The 18,014-nt window shown below is 69.7% G+C and carries 18 protein-coding genes and 1 pseudogene; 15 read left to right on the top strand and 4 right to left on the bottom strand.

The window, feature by feature from the left end; all coding sequences use genetic code 11:
• Nucleotides 1–115: 115 nt before the first annotated feature.
• On the bottom strand, nt 116–835 hold the full coding sequence (locus ACZ55U_RS11045) for an SDR family oxidoreductase (protein ID WP_465524784.1): 720 nt from the start codon (nt 833–835) through the stop codon (nt 116–118).
• A gap of 295 nt (nt 836–1,130) precedes the next feature.
• Between ACZ55U_RS11045 and ACZ55U_RS11040 the strand changes: the two genes are divergently transcribed.
• The 3 genes from ACZ55U_RS11040 to ACZ55U_RS11030 are packed head-to-tail and all read left to right on the top strand — an operon-like array spanning nt 1,131 to nt 3,389.
• A complete protein-coding gene (locus ACZ55U_RS11040) occupies nt 1,131–2,162 on the top strand; it encodes a phosphotriesterase family protein (protein WP_465524782.1) in 1,032 nt (343 codons plus the stop codon).
• Entirely contained in the window at nt 2,159–2,515 is a 357-nt protein-coding gene (locus ACZ55U_RS11035) for a cupin domain-containing protein (RefSeq protein WP_465524780.1), read from the top strand. Before ACZ55U_RS11040 ends, ACZ55U_RS11035 begins: the two co-directional genes overlap by 4 nt.
• A gap of 13 nt (nt 2,516–2,528) precedes the next feature.
• Nucleotides 2,529–3,389 (top strand): SDR family NAD(P)-dependent oxidoreductase, encoded by an 861-nt coding sequence (locus ACZ55U_RS11030; RefSeq protein ID WP_465524778.1) that lies wholly within the window; start codon nt 2,529–2,531, stop codon nt 3,387–3,389.
• A gap of 71 nt (nt 3,390–3,460) precedes the next feature.
• Here the strand turns inward: ACZ55U_RS11030 and ACZ55U_RS11025 are convergent, their stop codons facing one another.
• Both ACZ55U_RS11025 and ACZ55U_RS11020 read right to left on the bottom strand, forming a co-directional pair.
• On the bottom strand, nt 3,461–4,456 hold the full coding sequence (locus ACZ55U_RS11025; RefSeq protein ID WP_465524776.1) for an aldo/keto reductase: 996 nt from the start codon (nt 4,454–4,456) through the stop codon (nt 3,461–3,463).
• Entirely contained in the window at nt 4,456–6,033 is a 1,578-nt protein-coding gene (locus ACZ55U_RS11020) for an FAD-dependent monooxygenase (RefSeq protein ID WP_465524774.1), read from the bottom strand. The genes ACZ55U_RS11025 and ACZ55U_RS11020 overlap by 1 nt, the downstream gene beginning before the upstream one ends.
• Before the next feature lie 608 nt (nt 6,034–6,641).
• Here ACZ55U_RS11020 and ACZ55U_RS11015 point away from each other — a divergent pair.
• The 12 genes and pseudogenes from ACZ55U_RS11015 to ACZ55U_RS10960 all read left to right on the top strand — a co-directional run bounded on the left by ACZ55U_RS11015 (nt 6,642) and on the right by ACZ55U_RS10960 (nt 16,842).
• On the top strand, nt 6,642–6,809 hold the full coding sequence (locus ACZ55U_RS11015; protein WP_465524772.1) for a hypothetical protein: 168 nt from the start codon (nt 6,642–6,644) through the stop codon (nt 6,807–6,809).
• Between the two features lie 27 nt (nt 6,810–6,836).
• Nucleotides 6,837–7,871 (top strand): AfsA-related hotdog domain-containing protein, encoded by a 1,035-nt coding sequence (locus ACZ55U_RS11010; protein ID WP_465524770.1) that lies wholly within the window; start codon nt 6,837–6,839, stop codon nt 7,869–7,871.
• 17 nt (nt 7,872–7,888) lie between these two features.
• Complete coding sequence (locus ACZ55U_RS11005) at nt 7,889–8,545, top strand: HAD family hydrolase (protein ID WP_465524768.1); 657 nt, start codon at nt 7,889–7,891, stop codon at nt 8,543–8,545.
• Nucleotides 8,542–9,564: a beta-ketoacyl-ACP synthase III gene (locus tag ACZ55U_RS11000; protein ID WP_465524766.1), complete on the top strand. Its 1,023-nt coding sequence runs from the start codon at nt 8,542–8,544 to the stop codon at nt 9,562–9,564. Before ACZ55U_RS11005 ends, ACZ55U_RS11000 begins: the two co-directional genes overlap by 4 nt.
• Nucleotides 9,565–9,617: 53 nt before the next feature.
• The gene (locus ACZ55U_RS10995) at nt 9,618–9,869 is read left to right on the top strand and encodes an acyl carrier protein (RefSeq protein WP_465524764.1); all 252 of its coding nucleotides are present in this window, start codon (nt 9,618–9,620) and stop codon (nt 9,867–9,869) included.
• Complete coding sequence (locus ACZ55U_RS10990) at nt 9,869–11,107, top strand: beta-ketoacyl-[acyl-carrier-protein] synthase family protein (RefSeq protein WP_465524762.1); 1,239 nt, start codon at nt 9,869–9,871, stop codon at nt 11,105–11,107. Before ACZ55U_RS10995 ends, ACZ55U_RS10990 begins: the two co-directional genes overlap by 1 nt.
• A 22-nt stretch (nt 11,108–11,129) precedes the next feature.
• Nucleotides 11,130–11,837 (top strand): 3-oxoacyl-ACP reductase FabG, encoded by a 708-nt coding sequence (gene fabG / locus ACZ55U_RS10985; RefSeq protein ID WP_465524760.1) that lies wholly within the window; start codon nt 11,130–11,132, stop codon nt 11,835–11,837.
• 1 nt (nt 11,838) lies between these two features.
• The gene (fabI, locus tag ACZ55U_RS10980; protein WP_465524758.1) at nt 11,839–12,672 is read left to right on the top strand and encodes an enoyl-ACP reductase FabI; all 834 of its coding nucleotides are present in this window, start codon (nt 11,839–11,841) and stop codon (nt 12,670–12,672) included.
• An 84-nt stretch (nt 12,673–12,756) separates the two neighbouring features.
• Nucleotides 12,757–13,314: pseudogene (locus ACZ55U_RS10975) on the top strand (carboxyl transferase domain-containing protein); the annotation flags it as partial.
• A gap of 158 nt (nt 13,315–13,472) precedes the next feature.
• Nucleotides 13,473–13,676, top strand: a complete 204-nt coding sequence (locus tag ACZ55U_RS10970) for a hypothetical protein (protein WP_465524756.1) — start codon at nt 13,473–13,475, stop codon at nt 13,674–13,676.
• A gap of 192 nt (nt 13,677–13,868) precedes the next feature.
• Complete coding sequence (locus ACZ55U_RS10965) at nt 13,869–15,938, top strand: thioredoxin domain-containing protein (RefSeq protein WP_465524754.1); 2,070 nt, start codon at nt 13,869–13,871, stop codon at nt 15,936–15,938.
• 40 nt (nt 15,939–15,978) lie between these two features.
• The gene (locus ACZ55U_RS10960) at nt 15,979–16,842 is read left to right on the top strand and encodes a GNAT family N-acetyltransferase (protein ID WP_465524752.1); all 864 of its coding nucleotides are present in this window, start codon (nt 15,979–15,981) and stop codon (nt 16,840–16,842) included.
• A 110-nt stretch (nt 16,843–16,952) separates the two neighbouring features.
• On the opposite strand, the gene ACZ55U_RS10955 is transcribed toward ACZ55U_RS10960, so the two are convergent.
• Nucleotides 16,953–17,885 (bottom strand): hypothetical protein, encoded by a 933-nt coding sequence (locus ACZ55U_RS10955; RefSeq protein WP_465524909.1) that lies wholly within the window; start codon nt 17,883–17,885, stop codon nt 16,953–16,955.
• Nucleotides 17,886–18,014: the final 129 nt, after the last annotated feature.

Raw genomic sequence — 18,014 nt, 5'->3', positions numbered from 1 at the left:
AGCCCGCAGGCGGCCGCCAGGAGTAGGAAGACGAGCCGGCCTGGCCCCCGCGCCGGATCCGGCCGGGCCGCGGCCGGCCCCGAGAGGCCGGCCGCGCCCGGTTGAGCCGCGCGACTCACAACGTGCCGCCGCCGTCGGCGTGTACGACCGCGCCGGTGACAAAGGTGTTCTCCAGCAGGTGAAGCACCGAGAGGGCAACGTCCTCCGGCTGTCCGACCCGGCCCACCGGAGAGGTCTTCGCGGTCTGCTCGAAGAGCCCGGCCCGGACCTCCTCGGGAAGGAACGACCACAGCGGGGTGTCGATCAGACCGCCGACCACGACGTTGACCCGGATCGGGGCGAGTTCGACGGCGAGGGACCTCCCCATGGCGCCGATGCCGGCGTTGGCGGCAGCGGTGATGCTCATGTCGGCGTAGGGCTTGAACCCGGCGGCACCGGCGATCAGCACGATCGAGCCCTGCTTGGAGAGCTTCTTGCCGGCGTGACGGACGCTGAGCATCTGGCCGACGATCTTGGTGTCCAGTGCGCGGCGCACGTCGTCGAGCGAGACGTCGTAGACCGAGCCCACGGCCATGTCGCCAGGGCAGATCACGAGGTGGTCGAGGGAGTCGATGCCCGCGAAGAACGCCTGCAGGCTGGCCTCGTCGGTGACGTCGATGACGCCGGTCCGGACGCCGTCGATCTCCTTCGCCGTCTGGGCCAGCTTCTCCTGGGAACGGGAACCGACGGTGACGGTCGCGCCCGCCGCTGCAGCAAGCTGCGCCACCGCCTTGCCGATGCCAGAGGTGCCGCCGATCACGACGATGTGAGAGCCGGACAGGGTGGATGAAGACAAGGCCATCTCCTGGATCGAGTGGAACTGGTAACGGGCCGCCGGCCAACGGTTCCTTCCACGCGGCACGGGGGAATCCGCAGGCGACCGGTTTTCCGGCGGCTTGTTGTCGACGATCCCAGGAGGAAATCCGGGCAGACAGGCTTCACTTCATGCTAGTTACTTCACTACCAGGCTCACCAGTCGCGCTCGCACTTGCGTTCCAGGTAGCCGAACCACCACCCTCGCTGCTCGACCAGTCAAGCGTTCGAGCGGAAGAATCAGGAACAATGCCTGACGAACAAGAAGGGTGCAGCGCATGGGATTTGGTGGTTCCCTGCCTCTGAGGAACATATCGACCGTCGGCGGCCAGATTCCGGTTGACGATCTCGGCGTCACACTTGCCCATGAACACGTCTTCGTGTTGAGTTCTGAATTCCAGTCGAATTTTCCGGGTCTCTGGGATCCTTCGGCCGGAGTGGAGAAAGCGGTCGGCCAGCTGGAGCGCGCCTACGAAGCCGGTGTCCGCACCATTGTGGACATGACTGTCATCGGCCAGGGGCGCGATATTGAGCTGGTACGTCGGGTGGCGGAGCGCACCAGGGTGAACATCGTGGTCGCCACCGGCGTGTATTCCGTCGACGGGATTCCGCTCTTCGCTCGCTTCCGGGGGCCGGGCTGCGCCGTCGAAGCCGAGGACCCGCTGATCGAGCTGCTGATGCGAGACGTCACCGAGGGGATCGCGGATACCGGGATCCGCGCCGGGGTTCTCAAGTTCGCTTGCGAGGAGACCCCGCCGGGGCGCGCCGCCGAGCGCATGGCCGCGGTAGTCGGCGAGGTGCACCGCCGCACGGGCGTTCCGGTGGTGGTGCACTCCAACCCCTTCGAAGGCAACGGCGTCCGGTTGGTGCGGCTGCTCGAACGCGAGGGTGTTGCCCCGGATTCCGTGGTCGTCGCACACGCTGGCGACTCCCCGGACTTGGCGTACCTGCGCTCCCTGGCGGACACCGGTTGTCTGCTGGGCTACGACCGGTACGGCATGACGCCCTTCGCTCCTGACGAGCAGCGCAATGCGACGCTCGCCGCCCTGGTCAGGGCCGGTCACACCACCCAGCTGGTCGTTTCCCAGGACCACCCGGTCCACATTGACTACCTGACCGTCGAGCAGCGCGCGGAGCTCTATCCCGAGTGGAGTTACGTCCACCTCTTCGAGCGGGTCATTCCGCTACTACTGAAGGAGTCTGGCGTGGATGACGAGACGGTCCACACGCTGCTCGTCGACAATCCCCGCCGGCTGCTGTCTCGTGCAGGTGCGGCAGGCGTGACCCAGCCCGACGAAGGAGGCCGATGATGGCGCAGCCCCAACCGTTCGCCGAGCCGTGGGAGGATCTCGGCGCTGATCTCGTCATCGACGAGGACCACGTGAAGTGCTGGGTGGAGACCGTTCCTCCGGGCGAACGCCGACCGGCCCACACGCATCGCTATCCCTGGGTTACCGTCGTGCTCTCCGGCGCTTACGGCGAATCCCGCGATGAGCACGGAGAGTTGATCAAGTCCGTGGCGCTGGAAACTGGGCAGATCGTATACAACCGCGGTGATTCGCTGCCCATGCGGCACTATGTGCACAATCTGTCCGACCGGACCCTGGTGATGGTCGCCATCGAACTACGCGACACCATTCCCGGCAGCGATCCGAATCCGTGAAAGGACCCAACTGGTGAGCAACAACGATGTCGTTCCACCGGTAGCTCCAGCCCTGGTCACCGGAGCCACCTCCGGCCTGGGGCGGAGTACCGCACGCGCCCTGGCGGAGCGGGGGTGGACCGTACTGGTACACGGGCGCAACGCGCTGCGGTGTAACGAGGTGGTGGCGGAGATCCGGCAGGCGGGGGGTACGGCATATCCCTACCTCGCCGACCTGTCGTCGCTACGGCAGACCATGGAGCTCGGGCGGCAGGTGGCTGCTGACCACCCCTCGCTCGGTCTGCTCGTCAACAACGCGGGACTTGGCGCCGGTGCCGATCCGCAGCGGCGCGAGTTGAGCCAGGACGGGTATGAATTGCGACTAGCCGTCAACTACCTGGCGTCTGCGCTGCTCACCCGAGCACTCAGGGCGCCACTACGCGCCGCCGGCAACGCTCAGGTGCTGAACATCGGCTCAGTCGGCCAGAGCCCGATCGACTTCGACGACCCGCAGTACACCCGGGGCTACCGTGGCATGGAGGCGTACACCCGCAGCAAGTTCGCCCTAGCCGCGTTCACCTTCGTCATCGCCGAGGAGTACGCGAGCGACGGCATCCGCGCCAACTGCAGCCACCCGGCCACCTTCATGGACACCACCATGGTCCGTGAGACCGGGACGAGTCCCTGGTCCACGGTCGCCGAGGGCACGACGGCGGTGCTGCACGCGGTGCGAGAGGGTATGGCGGGCAAGACGGGCCAGTTCTTTAACGAGATGCAAGCCTCCCATGCGCACCGGCTTTCCTATGACCGATCAGTTCAGGACCGCCTCCTCGCACTGACCAATCTGCTGATCGAGCCCGTGGAATCGGCGCGGGGCGATGCCGGTTCGCTGTAGCGGTCCAGTAGGCGGACGGCACGGGCCCCCGCGCGCACGATCCCGGATCGTGCGCGCGGGGGCCCGTCCGCTCAATCCTCCTGGACCAGCTGCATCAGGTGGGTGGGGAACCGGTCGCCGGAGAAGGAACCCGCTGGCGCCAGTTCCTCGACGCGCCGCAGGTCCTCCTCGGTGAGGATCACGGATTGGGCGGACGCGTTCTCGACCATGTGTTTCCGCCGGTTCGCGCCCGGGATCGGGACCACGCCCTTCGCGATCAGCCACGCCAGGGCGAACTGGGCCATCGAGCAGCCGCGCTCCTCGGCCAGCTGGCGGATCCTGCGTACCAGTTGCGCGTTGTGCTTCAGGTTCTCATCGGAGAAGCGGGGCAGCTTCCGCCGCATGTCATCGGGTCCCATGTCCGTGTCGCTACCGATCTCGCCGGAGAGCAGGCCGCGGCTGAATGGGCTGTACGCGACAAAGCCGATGCCGAGCTCGCGGACTGTGGGAAGCACGCTGCGCTCGGGATTGCGGCTGGCGAGCGAGTACTCCGTCTGGACGGCCGTGACCGGGTGGATGGCGTGGGCGGCCCGGATCGCCTTCGAGCCTGCTTCAGAGAGGCCGAGGTGGCTGACCTTGCCGACCTTCACCAGATCAGCCATGGCGCCGTACGACTCCTCAACGGGCACGGCAGGGTCGATGCGGTGCAGGTAGTAGAGGTCGATGTGGCCGGTCTGCAGCCGGCGTAGGCTGGCGTCCACCGCCTTGGTGATGTGCTCGGGGCGTCCATCCACCTGCACACCCTCAGGGGTGCGCACCAGGCCGCACTTGGTGGCCAGCGTGACGCGATCGCGTCGGCCTCCGGAGAGTGCCTTACCGACGATCTCCTCGCTGAGACCGGCCCCGTACATGTCGGCGGTGTCCAGGAAGTCCATGCCGCGATCCAGGGCGTCGTGGATGGTGCGGATGGACTCGGCCTCGTCCCGGTCGCCGTAGAACTCGGCCATGCCCATGCAACCGAGACCGACGACCGAGACCTCCAGACTCTGACCCAGGTGGGTTCGCCTCATGACCTGCTGACTTCCCATCACGTCTTCTCCTTGTGAGCTATGGAAATCGGCGCCAGGCTCTCGATCCGGCGCAGGGTGTCTCCTTCGTCGAGCCGGCCTGCTGCGGCTACCACCCCGTCCGGCCGCACGAGCACGGCTCCTGGGTGGCGGCTGCCCAGAGCGCGCAGCACTGCGCCACCTGACTCTCCGTCGAGCCGTGCGACGGCCAGGGCCGAAACGTTCGCACGCTGCGGCTGCGTGGTAGCTGCACTGCGCTCCTCCTGGGCCGGGGCACAGCGCCGGAGCCAGGCGGCCACGTCGGTGTGTCGGCTGTCGGCCCCGGCTACCAGTAGAAGATGGGAGCCGTCGTTGAGCAGTTCGTGCATCCAGCTGCCGCCAGGTAGCCGCACGTCGGGGAATCGGCTGCCGGAGGTCAGCGACCCCAGCCTGCCGGCAGCCGCGGGATACCGCAGATTCATCTGCGCAGTGCGGGCAGGCAGCCGGCGGTCGATCAGCCCGGTACGCTCGGCCGCCTTGGCGAGCAGGTTGCGAGTGCCGGCCCGCCAGCCGTTCCACGTCCACAGCTGGGTCTGCCGGTCGGTGTCTGCGATCACTTCACGGGCGACGTGCATCCGCTCCCGCTCCCAGTCGTCGAGGACGGAGGGCCGTAACGCACCCCGCACCACTGCGGCGAGCCGCCATGCCGCCTCGTGTGCGTCCTGGATGCTGGTGTTCATGCCCTGGCCGCCGGCCGGACTGTGCACGTGTGCGGCGTCTCCTGCGAGCAGGACCCGTCCGACGCGGAAACGTTCCGCTAGCCGGCGGTGCACCTGAAAGAGCCCGGAGCCGGTCGTGGCATGCAGCTTCAGCGGCACCGGGCACCGTTCGGCGGCGATCTTGCGCACCGTCTCCTCGACGGTGTCGGCGGCCATGCCGGCCGGGGCGCTGCCGAAGACCCGGGTCAGGCCGCCCGGGAGCCCGACCACCACCAGCACCCCGGAGGCCCCCATGAAGTAGTGCGCCTCGGGGTGACGCAGCGGTGTCTCCCATGCGCCGTCCACGAGGACGAACGACTGCTGGTACGTTGCGCCGGCGAACGGCACGTCGAGGGCTGTCCGTACGGAGCTGTGTGCGCCGTCGCAGCCCAGGAGCCACGAGGCACGATGGACCCTCTCGGACAGGTGGGCCGCGACTCCGTCGGGGCCCTGCTCCAGGCCGCTCAATTCTTGTCCGTACTCCACCTCGCCGCCGACCACCCGCAGGGCGTCCAGAAGCACGTCCTCGGTATCGTTTTGCGGTAGGGACAGCGGTACTCCGAACCGACTTCCCTGCAGGTACCGGTAGTTGACGCGAGCCACTCGGCGCCCGTGAGTGTAGTAGTTGGCGGCCTCCATCGGGAGGGCCGCGTCGCGGATACGTTCCGCGAGTCCCAGCCTGGCGAAGACGTCCATCGCGCGAGGTTGGAGGATGATTGCCTTTGCATGGGGGTTCCTCCGCGGTGCTCGATCCACGATCCTGGTATCGATTCCGCGGCGGATCAGTTCAATGGCCATCGTCAGACCTGTGGGTCCAGCGCCGACCACCAACGCTTCGCTGTTCACGGCGATGTGTTGCACCTCCTGCATCGGAAGGCCAGGGCACTCGGGCAGGCAAGGAGTGGGCGCTGGCCGGAACCTGAACGGTGCAAGGAAGCTCTTCATGGGCCTGCTGAGCAGGTATGGAGCGGCACCGGTGTCCATCGTGCCTGAGCTCGCACGGTTCTGGATGGTGCGCCTTATACCCCTGAGCCCAGCACCACTCAGCGCGACTTCTGTGGCATGGGATGCAGTTCGGACCCTCCCGACCGGTCGGCGTCGCGCTCGGTTCGTTACCGACCCGAACTCACTTACCGGGACGATTCCTCTCTTCGGCGGGGCCTTTGGGGGGGTATTCGAGTGACAGGTATGCGTTAGCCAGGGACCAAGTGAAACTGGCTAACTCGGCCAGCTCGATCTGAGGATTAGGGCACGCAACGAGCGCTGTCCGCACCGCGTTCGGGTCGAGGACGACACCGGAGCCCGTAGCCCGGTGCTCTCCCTGCTTTGACGACGAGAAAGGGAGCCTGCATGCCGGCCCCTCACGATCATTCGCCGGAAGAAACCTGTCCATGTCAAGGCGGTCCTTCGCCTGTTTCGCCAGCCGCGACCTCGAAACGCTCCACACGGAGGTGCTGTCTCCGGACGGTATGGCGAGTCCCAACGACATCGACCTTCTGTGGGTCCTGAGCTACCGCATCGAGCAGGGGCGGATCGTCGAGGCCCGGAACCTCGTCTCGGATCAGCACGCCGCGGACACCTTCTTCCACAACGCGTACCTCCTGGCTCCGCCACTGGGCCGTCTCGCAGGTGCGTGAACCCACTCTCAGCGAGGAGTTGTTTCCATGACCGTCACTGACGCCGTAGCGGCGCCAGGCGCGTCCACCCTCTCCCGCCCGCTGTCCTTCCTGAGCACCGTGGATCGCAGAGACGTGCACCGCTGGGCCGTCAGCGAGGTCTTCCTCACCGATCTCCTGGCGGTCGACACGGACCAGTTCCTGGCAGCGGCCCAACTTCCCCCGTGGCACCCCTACTTCACCGATTGCCTCGGTCCGAACAGCGAGCCAGACAGCATGCTGCTGATGGAGTGCTGCCGCCAGGCCGCCACCTGTGTCGCGCATCGCGGACTGCAGGTGGCCCGGGACAGCGCGTTCCATGTGAGCAACTGGGCACTGGAGCTCACCGGACTCCCGGCAGGGGCACCGATCGCCCGGCCTGGCGAGCTGACCATCCGGGTGGACGTCCCCCACCGCCAGGTGCGCTCCGGCGAGGTGAGGGCCGCACAGTTCCGCATGGAGCTGTCGATGGGAGGCAGTGTCATCGGGCACTGCGACATCTCCGCCGGCTACACGCCCGCCGAAAGCGCCCAAGCGGTCCGTGTCTACCATCGCAAGACCACGCCGCCGTGGTCCTCTGCACTACCCGAGGTCCTGACTGGGACAACAGTGCCGCCGGCGGAAGTCGGTCGGCACGACGCTCGCAACGTGGTGCTGGTGGATGCCGCGCGGAAGCGAACCGGAGTCTCCGCGAGGCTCGTCATGGGGCCCCACCACCCGACGCACTTCGACCATCCTCAGGACCACTACACGGCCATGATCCTCATGGAGGCGGCCCGCCAGGCCACGCTGCTGGCCATGGGCGTGGGCGTCCGGATCCGCGCCTACCAATCGGTCTTCACTCGGTTCGCGGAACTCGACTCCCCTGTCGAGGTCGAGGCGACGGTGCGGGAGAGCGCGGAGGGAGCGGAGGCGGCGGTGCGGCGGACCGAGATCGCCGTCTGTTTCCGCCAGTCCGAGCAGATCGTCAGTGACATTGTGCTGACCGTCGACCCTGGGCCTGCCAGACGCCGGCCCTCCGCACCCCTGGGGGCCCACGAATGAGTGGCAGGACGCGGCCGGTGCGTGCGATCTGGACGGACTACGGGGGCGTGCTCACGCCGCCAGTGGCGGAATCGTTGGACCGGTTCTGCGCCCAGCTGGGGGTGAGCGTCACCGGGCTGCTCGATGCCATGCGCCAGGTGGCACGCGACTGCGGTGCCGGAGAGGACATCATGGCCCCGCTCGACACCCCACTGCTCGACCAGCTCACCTGGGAGCGCAGAGTCGAGCAGGCACTGCGGGAGCAGACCGGTCGCGCCGTCGACTTGAGTGACTATCCCGCGCGCTGGTTCGCGGACAGGGCCGTCAACGAGCCCTGGCTCGACATCCTGCGCGGGCTGCGTGAGGACGGTGTCTTTGTAGGTCTGCTGTCCAACATGCCGCCAGCCTGGGACGCCCACTGGCGTAGGGCGGTGCCGCCCGAAGGCCTCTTCGACGAGGTCGTGCTCTCCTACCGAGCGGGCTTCCGCAAGCCCGAGCCGGAGATCTTCCGGTTGGCGGCGGAGCTCGCCGGAGTCCCCGGCGAGGAATGCCTGCTGGTCGACGACCTAGCGGTGAACTGCGAGGCCGCGAGAGGTGCCGGGTGGCAGGCGATCGAGTTCACCGGAACGCACTCGGCCGCCGCCAGTCTGACAGCAATGCTGGCCGAGGCAGGATCGAGGATGACATTCGAATGAACGCCATTCCCGCCAACCCGGCTCGTGCCGCAGTGATCTGCGGTCTCGGAGCCTGGCTTCCGCCCAGGGGCGTCAGCAACGACGAGCTGGCCACCCGCATGGACACGTCCGACGAGTGGATCCGGACCCGTACCGGCATCCGTAACCGGCACGTCGTCGGGCCCGGAATGGCTACCTCTCACCTCGCGGCCGAGGCCGGGGCCCGGGCCCTGGAATCGGCTGGGTTGAGCAGGGTAGACGCCGTCGTCTTGGCCACCACCACGCCCGACCGCCCCTGCCCCGCCACTGCGCCGCAGGTCGCGCACCGGCTGGGGCTGACCGGCTGCCCCGCGTTCGACGTGTCGGCAGTCTGCACCGGGTTCCTGTACGCGCTCTCGACGGCGGCCGGAATGATCGTCTCGGGTGCTGTGCAGACCATCCTGGTGATCGGTGCCGAGGCGTTCACCACCATCATCGACCCGCAAGACCGCACCACCTCCGTCGTGTTTGGCGACGGGGCCGGCGCGGTGGTGTTGCGGACCGGGGACGTCAGGGAACCAGGTTCGCTGGGAAGGATCGAGTTGGGCAGTGATGGGTCCCTCGCCGACCTCATCACGGTGCGCGCCGGCGGATCGGAGCAGCGCGTCGCCGTTGAGCCCTTCGCGCCTTCCGATGCCTACTTCTCGATGCAGGGCCGGGAGGTGTTCGCCCACGCGGTGCAGCGGATGACCGAGTCCGCCCGGACCGCGCTGGCCTCCGCCGCCTGGACGCCCGATCAGGTCGACCGACTCGTCGCCCACCAGGCCAACCTCCGCATCCTGCACGCTGTGAGCGAGCAGCTGGCCGTCCCCAAGGACAGGCTGGTCGTCCACTTGGACCAGGTCGGCAACACCGCAGCCGCCTCAATACCGCTCGCCTTGGCCCACGCCCAGTCCACCGGGTCACTTCTCCCTGGGGCACGGGTCCTGCTCACTGCTTTCGGAGGCGGCGCCACCTGGGGATCGACGGCTCTCGTCTGGCCCTCGTTCAAGACGCCGTGATCCGACTTCATGTACCACCGACGAAACACTCCAACTCTTCGGAAGGACGTGCCATGAGCACCATCGCCCCGCTCACTTTCGAGCAGCTCGCCAAGGTTCTGGAGGAGAAGTTCGGCGTGCCGGGTGACCAGATCAGTGCCGAGACCATGCTCGAGGACATCGAGCTGGACTCGCTCGCCCTCATCGAGGTCGCCCTGACGATCCAGAAGCAGTTCGGCGCCCACATCCCGACTGATGACCTGAAGAGCACCGGCACCGTAGCGGAGCTGTACGAGACGATACTTTCTGCAGTCAGGAGCGCCTGATGGTGCATCAGTCAACCGCCAAGGCCGCAATCGCGATTTCCGGAATCGGGCTTGTCACCCCGGCCGGCATCGGGGTCGCGGACAACTGGCAGCGGGTTCTCTCCGGGAAGCCCACCGCCGACCGCGATCCGCTGCTGTCCGAACTTCCCGTGGACATCTCGTGCCGGGTGCCGGATTTTGACGCTGTCGCCCTGCTAGGCCGCAGCACCGCCTGGCGGCTCGACCGCGTCAGCCAGCTGGCCCTGATCGCGGCTCGCGAGGCCATCGACGATGCCGGTCTTGACCCGTCCACCTGGGATGGCGCCCGGATCGGCGTGGTGATGGGGAACGCGCTGGGCGGCACGGTGTCCTACGAGGACGCACACACCGCACTGCGCGAGGACGGCGCCGAGCAGGTGTCCCCACTGGTGATGGTGAACTGGCCGATCAACATGATCTCCGGTTACCTCGCCATGCACTGCCGGGCGCTGGGCCCCAACCTCGTGGTCGCCACCGCCTGCGCCTCGGGCGTGACCGCGATCGGCGTAGCCCGTCAGATGCTGCAGTCCGGGGTGTGCGACGTCGTGCTCGCCGGTGCCTCCGAGGCCCCGTTGGCCCGCACCCCGATGGCCGCGTACGCCAGGATGGGAGCGCTGTCCCGTCGGGTTGACGACCCGACGGGCGCGTCCCGCCCCTTCGACGCAGGCCGTGACGGCTTCGTGGCCGCAGAGGCGGCGGCCGTCCTGGTTCTGGAGCGGGAGGCGGACGCCCGTGCACGGGGCGCCAAGGGCCACGCTTTGGTGAGCGGGTACGGCGCCAGCGCCGACGGTCATCATGCCTCGGCGCCCGATCCCAACGGAGCGGGGGCGGAGCGGGCGCTGCGTTCGGCGCTGTCCGATGCCGGTGTCGATCCGAGGGATGTCGATCACGTCAACGCGCACGGCACTTCCACGAAGTTGAACGACCTGATGGAGTCCCAGCTCGTTAACCGGGTGCTCACGGGCGTGCCGTCGGTGACCTCCACCAAGGGCGTCACCGGCCACGCCCTCGGTGCGGCCGGAGCCATCGAGGTTGCCTACGCGGCGCTCAGCATCGAGCACGGCATGGTCCCGCCCACCGCGAACCTGGAGGCGCAGGATCCCGCCATCGACATCGACGTCGTGAGCGGCGGTGAACGCGTGCAGGACATCCAGGTGGCGACCAGCCACTCGTTCGGGTTCGGCGGGCAGAACGCCGTGCTGGTACTGACCCACAACTGACGCATCGAAGAAAGGTGGCCCAGTGGGCAATCGATCCGTCTTCATCACAGGAGCGAACCGCGGCATCGGCCTGGCCATCGCGCACGCCTTCGCCAAGCAGGACGACCGGGTGGCGGTCGGCTACCGGAACGGCAAGCCGCCGGAGGGGTTCCTCGGCGTACGGTGCGACGTCACCGACCCCGGCTCACTCGACGAGGCGTACGCCACGATCGAGGCCGAGCACGGTCCGGTGCAGGTGCTGGTGGCCAATGCCGGGATCATGCGCGACATGCTCGCCCTTCAGATGACCGACGAAGACTTCACAGATCTGTTGGACACCAATGTGGTGGGCGCCTTCCGGGTGGCCCAGCGCGCCATTCCGGGGATGCTCGAGGGACGCTGGGGACGGATGGTGTTCATCTCGTCCTTCTCCGGCATGCTCGGCTCGCCCGGGCAGACCAATTACGCCGCCTCCAAAACCGCCCTCATCGGACTGGCGCGTTCGTTGGCACGGGAGTTGGGCGCCAGGGGCATCACGGCGAACGTCGTGGCCCCCGGATTCATCGACACTGACATGGTTGCCTCGGTGAGCCCCAAGCGTCGCGAAGAGTACATCTCCATGACCGCGGTTGGTCGGCCGGGGACACCCGAGGAGGTAGCCAACGTGGTGCGCTTCCTCGCCGACGAGGAGGCATCCTACGTGACCGGTGCCTTCATCCCGGTGAGCGGCGGCCTTGGCATGGGTAGCTGACATGATCACCGATGCCATCTCCGATCAGTTGCCGGACACCGGCACCGTCATCGCCGCTGAGCGCCCTCAAGGGCTCCTCGCCGGGAAGCGGATCCTCGTCACCGGCGTCCTGTCCGATACCTCCATCGCGTTCCATATCGCTGGGATCGCCCAGCAGGAGGGCGCTGAGCTCGTCCTGACCTCCTTCGGGCGGGCCATGCCCATTACCGAGGCGATGGCCGAGCGCTTGCCGCGCAAGGCTCCCGTAGTTCGGCTGGACGTCACCGAGCCGGAAGACCTCGACGGACTCGCCGAGGCGGTGGCCGGCCATGTGGATGGGCTGGACGGCATCGTGCACTCGATCGCCTTCGCCCCTCAGTCTGCACTGGGCGGCGGATTCCTCCGGACGTCCTGGGCGGACGCCGCCACGGCACTGGAGGTCTCCGCGTTCTCCCTCAAGTCACTGGTCACCGCCAGCCTTCCGCTTCTGTCCGAAGGGGCATCAGTGGTCGGGCTCGACTTCGACGCGACGCTGGCCTGGCCCGGATATGACTGGATGGGAGTCTCCAAGGCGGCGCTCGAGTCGGTCTCCCGCTACCTCGCCCTCTACTTGGCTGACCAGCGGATCCGGGTCAACCTGGTTGCAGCAGGAATGATCCGAACGCTGGCCGCACGCTCCGTTCCCGGTTCCGACCAGCTGGAGGAGATCTGGCGGACCCGCCCCCCTCTGGCGTGGGACGTCCGCGATCCTCTGCCGACCGCGAAAGCATGCGCGGTCCTGCTCTCCGACTGGCTGCCCGCCACCACCGGGGAGATCCTGCACGTCGACGGCGGTCTGCACGCCGTCATGTCCTGACCGGCGGGCTCCGGGGCGAATGCGGCCCCGGAGCCCGCTTCCACCGCCGCCCACGTCGAACAGTCAAACCCGGAGTGAAATGAGATGACTTTTCTATCACCGGAGTCGACTGAGGTGAATGTGATTGCTGGCGATCTCCCGATCGGGGCTGGTTCGTCCGGTGGCTTGCGCCTGGAGCTCCACGCGGTCCGGGAGGAGGTCCAAAGTGGGCCTGGCGAGAGGGCTACCGAAGCTGAGCATGCCAAGGGAAAGCTGATGGCACCTGAGCGGATCGCTCTGCTGTTGGACGAGGGGCCGTTCCAGGAGGTGGAGCCGCTCAGGCGGTACCGTGTCGCCGGGTTCGGTCTGGAGGCCAAGCGTCCCTACACCGGTGGCGTGGTGGCGGATGAGTGACGGCGGACGGTCGAACGCTGTTCGTCTACGCCCACGACTTCCGCATTTTCGGCGGGGCGCTGTGCAAGGCGCACGCGCAGAAGATTTCACAAGATCATGGATATGGCGATCGCCGCCGGGGCGCCACTGGTCTCGTTGAACGCCGGAGCGGGCGCGCATCCAGGAGGGCGTGGTCGCGCTCCCCGGCTACGGTGGGAGCTTGCTGCGTAACACCAAGGCCTCGGCGTCATCCCGCAGATCAGCGTCATGCCGGCACGGAGGGGCGGCCAGGCGGTTGGGATTGTTGCCAACCGGCCGCAGCCTGGCGGGGCTACTGGCCATCAGCGCCAGCGAGGAGGCTGCCCGGTGACGGCTGCTGCCTGGTGAGTTTCGGGTGTCGGCGCAGGCCAGCGGCCGGCGCCACCGTTATGTGTCGCGCTGTCGCTCGGGGCAGCACCAGCCAGGAGATCGCCGCTGACCTCGCCGTCGACGACTCCAAGGTCACCCCCGGGCTCCTCGGCTTCGTCGTCTTCGCCGCCCTCGGCGTCGCGACGTGGTTCCTGGCCAAGTCGATGAACCGGCAGTTCAAGAAGGTCGACTTCGTCGAGGAGCCGGAGAGCCCGAAGGAGTGAACCGAGGGCCGGCCCCCAGGGCCGGCCCTTCGGCGCCCCGGTCGCCGGGCCCGGACCGTGAGGCGCGGAAACCCGCTGATCGCGGGCTGACCCCGGGCGGCGCCCGGCGTGCGCGGCGCCGGCCCCTCCGCCGTCGGCGTGTTGGGTGAGGGGCCTTCCCGCGCGGGGGCGCGCGGCTGGGATACTTCCGCCATGGTGAACCGCCTCGCCGACGCGACGTCCCCGTACCTCCAGCAGCACGCCGACAACCCCGTGGACTGGTGGGAGTGGGGCCCGGAGGCCTTCGCCGAGGCGGAACGGCGCGGGGTGCCGGTGTTGCTGAGCGTCGGCTACGCCGCGTGCCACTGGTGCCACGTGATGGCCCACGAGAGCTTCGAGGACGCCGGGCTGGCCGGGTACCTCAACGAGCGGTTCGTCGCGGTCAAGGTGGACCGGGAGGAGCGGCCGGACGTCGATGCCGTGTACATGGAGGCGGTGCAGGCGGCGACCGGGCAGGGCGGGTGGCCGATGACGGTCTTCCTCACGCCCGACAAGGAGCCGTTCTACTTCGGCACCTACTTCCCGCCGCGGCCCCGGCACGGGATGCCGTCCTTCCGGCAGGTGCTGGAGGGAGTGGACGCCGCCTGGCGGGACCGCCGGGAGGAGGTCGGGGAGGTCGCCCGGCGGATCCGGGCCGACTTGGCCGAGCGGGCCGCCGTCTACTCGGCGGGTGCCCACAACCCGCCCGGTGAGGCGGACCTGCACCAGGCGCTGGTGACCCTCAGCCGGGACTTCGACCCGGCCCGCGGCGGCTTCGGCGGCGCGCCCAAGTTCCCGCCGGCCATGGTGCTGGAGTTCCTGCTGCGCCACCACGCCCGGACCGGCTCGGAGGCGGCGCTGGAGATGGCCGTCCGCACCGGCGAGGCGATGGCCCGCGGCGGCATCCACGACCAGCTCGGCGGCGGCTTCGCCCGGTACTCGGTGGACGCCGGCTGGGTGGTGCCGCACTTCGAGAAGATGCTGTACGACAACGCCCTGCTGCTGCGCGCCTACCTGCACCTGTGGCGGGCCACCGGGTCGGACCTGGCCCGCCGGGTCGCGCTGTCCACCGCGGACTTCCTGCTGCGTGAACTCCGCACCCCCGAGGGGGCGTTCGCCTCCGCGCTGGACGCCGACAGCCTGGACGAGGAGACCGGGCGGGCCGCCGAGGGCGCCTACTACGTGTGGGAGCCGGGCCAGTTGGTCGACCTGCTCGGACCGGCCGACGCGGCCACCGCCGCCCGGCTGTTCGCCGTCACCGCCGACGGCACCTTCGAGCACGGCACCTCCGTCCTCCAACTCCTCGCCGACCCCGAGGACTTCGCCGAGTACGAGGCGATCCGGGCCCGGCTGGCCGAAGCCCGGACGGCCCGGCCCGCCCCGGCCCGGGACGACAAGGTGGTCGCCGCCTGGAACGGCCTCGCCATCGCCGCCCTCGCCGAGACCGGCGCGCTGCTGGACCGCCCCGACCTGGTCGAGGCCGCCGAACGCGCCGCCGACCTGCTGCTCGCCGTCCACCTCACCCCGGACGGACGGCTGCTGCGCACCTCCCGGGACGGCCGGGCCGGTGCCAACGCCGGTGTGCTGGAGGACTACGCGGACACCGCCGAGGGCTTCCTCGCGCTGTACGCCGTCACCGGCGAGGCCTCCTGGCTCCAGCTGGCGGGCGGCCTGCTCGACACCGTGCTCAAGCACTTCACCGACCAGGCCTCCGGCGCGCTCTACGACACCGCGGACGACGCCGAGGAGCTGATCCGCCGCCCCCAGGACCCGACCGACAACGCCACCCCGTCCGGCTGGACGGCCGCCGCCGGCGCGCTGCTCACGTACGCCGCGTACACCGGCTCCGACCGGCACCGCACGGCCGCCGAGCGGGCCCTCGGCGTGGTCGGCGCGCTCGCCGGACGGGCCCCGAGGTTCATCGGCTGGGGCCTCGCCGTCGCGGAGGCGCTGCTCGACGGGCCGCGCGAGATCGCCGTGGTCGGCCCGGACGGCGACCCGGCCACGGCCGCGCTCCGGCGGGCCGCGCTGCTCGGGACGGCGCCGGGCGCGGTGGTCGCGGTCGGCGCGCCCGAGAGGTCCGGGGAGGGTGGGGAGTCCGAGGGGCCCGAGGTGCCGCTGCTGGCGGACCGGCCGCTGATCGGCGGGGAGCCCGCGGCGTACGTCTGCCGGCACTTCGCCTGCGACGCCCCGACCACCGATCCGGCGGTGCTGGCCGAGAAGCTGGGCGTGGCGGTCGAATAATCCGTTGGCGGCGGGACCCGGCCCGGCGCCACCATGGTCCATGACCTGGACCTTCAGCACCTCCCTCGACGAGTTCCACGATCGGGCGGGCGCCTTCCTGGCCGCCCGCCCGGTCGAGAACACCCTCCTGCTCACCATCGCGCACCGGCTGGCCGAGTCCGGCCCGACGGTGTTCGGGGAGCCGCCGGTCTTCGGCTGGTGGCGGCCCGGGGAGGGCGGTCCGGTCGATGGTGCCTTCCTCCGGACCCCGCCGTTCGAGCCCCGGCTCTCCTCGATGCCGCCGGCCGCCGCTGCCGAGCTGGCGGTGCGACTGGCCGCTGCCGGGCCGGAGTTCACCGTGGTGACGGGGGTCGGCGGGGGCGTGGGACCGGCCCGCGCCTTCGCCGCCGCCTGGACGGCCGCCACCGGTGCCGAGCAGTCCGTCCGGTTCGCCGAACGGCTCTACCGGCTCGGCGAGTTGGTGGACCCGCCACGTCCGCCCGCAGGTCGTCACCGGCTGGCCGAGCCGGCCGACCGCGAGCTGGCGGTCCGCTGGTACGAGGAGTTCCTGGTCGAGGCCGGGGTCCAACTCCCTGACGTGCCGTGCGCGGTGGACCGGCGGATCGCGGCCGGCACCCTGCACCTGTGGGAGGACGGGGGCCGCCCGGTCGCCCTGGCGGGCCGCAGCACCATCCTCGCCGGGATGTCCCGGATCGGCCCGGTCTACACGCCCGCCGAAAGCCGCGGTCAGGGCTACGGCACCGCCGTCACCGCCGCCGCCTCGGCCCACGTCCGCTCCCTCGGCGCCACCGAGGTCCTGCTCTACACGGACCTCGCCAACCCGACCAGCAACTCCATCTACCAGCAGATCGGGTACCGGCCGGTGGAGGACTCGCTGATCCTGGACTTCCTCCACCAGGGGTGACCGGCAGCGAAGATCCGGAAGAGAGACCATCACGTCCCCGGCCGGGTGCGCTCCGACCTCGACGATCCGTACCGATCACACCGACCGCCGACCGCCGGCCGGCCGCCCCGTCACTCCCAGTCCCACCGGATGCCCAGCAGGCAGGGCCGCAGCGCCGTCGCCACCAGGTGGACGCAGTGGTGGCCGTCGAGGGTGAGTTCCTCGGTCTCGTACGGGGCGTCGCCCGGTGAGTGGAGGGCGAAGCGGTGGCAGCGCACCGGCAGGGCGGCGGGGTGGAAGGTGACCTGGAGGACGTACTGGCCGGCGCCGGCGTTGAAGCCGCGGACGTACTCGCAGCTGGGGCCGGGGGCGGGGGCCTCGTCGAAGCCGTAGCCGAGCAGGTGGGTGTCGCCGGCGCGTAGGCGGCGGTCGAGGAGGAGTTCGGCGGCGAGCAGGTGGTGGGCCTGGTCGCGGCGGATGCGGCCGGGGCGGCAGTTCTCCTCGGCGCGGACGCCGACGCGGGTGATGTCGCTGCCCGGGTCGCCCTGGTAGAGGGCGAGGTAGCGGTCGATGCCGTCGCGGTGGGCGCGCAGGGCGTGCTGGGAGTCGCGGCGGGTGAGCCGGCGGTCGGGGCCGACCCGGATGCGTTCGATGTGGGTGACGGTGTGCAGCCCCGTGTCGCGAGGGCCGGCGAGGGCGGCGAGCAGGGCGTCGACGGCCGTGGCGGGGGAGATGAGGTCGCGGTACGGGCGGACGGGCGGGCCGGCCGGGGCTGGGCCGGCGGCGCGGCGGGGCCCCAGCAGCCGGGTGAGGGAGTGCTCGGGCAGGTCGAGGACCTCCTCCAGGGCGGCGACGGCGCGCAGGGACTCGGCGCGTTCGGGGCGGCGGCGGCCCTGCTGCCAGTAACTGAGGCTGGTGAGGCCGACGTTGACCCCGCGGAGCGCGAGGTGGCGGCGGACGCGATGCAGGGCGAGGCCGCGGGCCGAGATCGCGGTGCGCAGGGCGAGGTGGAACGGGCCGGTGCGCAGGGCGGCGGCGAGCTCGGCTGGGTCGCTCTTGTGGATGGCGGCCTCCTGGGGACGGGCGGACCGGGCGGACCGGGCGAGCGGCGCGGGTGCGTGGACCAGGCGTACCGGGCGCACCGGGTGTGCGGCAGCGGTTCGGAACGGTCCGGCTTTTGACCGTGAATATTC

The sequence above is a fragment of the Kitasatospora sp. NPDC034533 genome (genome assembly GCF_055575155.1).
This window is presented reverse-complemented; position numbering and strand designations above follow the sequence as displayed.

Bases quoted from the DNA above. Each gene is read 5' to 3' on its own strand.
- ACZ55U_RS11015 (WP_465524772.1), top strand. From the start codon at position 6,642: ATGGCGAGTCCCAACGACATCGACCTTCTGTGGGTCCTGAGCTACCGC.
- fabI (WP_465524758.1), top strand. From the start codon at position 11,839: ATGATCACCGATGCCATCTCCGATCAGTTGCCGGACACCGGCACCGTC.
- ACZ55U_RS10965 (WP_465524754.1), top strand. From the start codon at position 13,869: ATGGTGAACCGCCTCGCCGACGCGACGTCCCCGTACCTCCAGCAGCAC.
- ACZ55U_RS11025 (WP_465524776.1), bottom strand. From the start codon at position 4,456: ATGGGAAGTCAGCAGGTCATGAGGCGAACCCACCTGGGTCAGAGTCTG.
- ACZ55U_RS11035 (WP_465524780.1), top strand. From the start codon at position 2,159: ATGATGGCGCAGCCCCAACCGTTCGCCGAGCCGTGGGAGGATCTCGGC.
- ACZ55U_RS11000 (WP_465524766.1), top strand. From the start codon at position 8,542: ATGAACGCCATTCCCGCCAACCCGGCTCGTGCCGCAGTGATCTGCGGT.
- ACZ55U_RS10970 (WP_465524756.1), top strand. From the start codon at position 13,473: ATGTGTCGCGCTGTCGCTCGGGGCAGCACCAGCCAGGAGATCGCCGCT.
- ACZ55U_RS10995 (WP_465524764.1), top strand. From the start codon at position 9,618: ATGAGCACCATCGCCCCGCTCACTTTCGAGCAGCTCGCCAAGGTTCTG.
- ACZ55U_RS10990 (WP_465524762.1), top strand. From the start codon at position 9,869: ATGGTGCATCAGTCAACCGCCAAGGCCGCAATCGCGATTTCCGGAATC.
- ACZ55U_RS11040 (WP_465524782.1), top strand. From the start codon at position 1,131: ATGGGATTTGGTGGTTCCCTGCCTCTGAGGAACATATCGACCGTCGGC.
- ACZ55U_RS11010 (WP_465524770.1), top strand. From the start codon at position 6,837: ATGACCGTCACTGACGCCGTAGCGGCGCCAGGCGCGTCCACCCTCTCC.
- ACZ55U_RS10960 (WP_465524752.1), top strand. From the start codon at position 15,979: ATGACCTGGACCTTCAGCACCTCCCTCGACGAGTTCCACGATCGGGCG.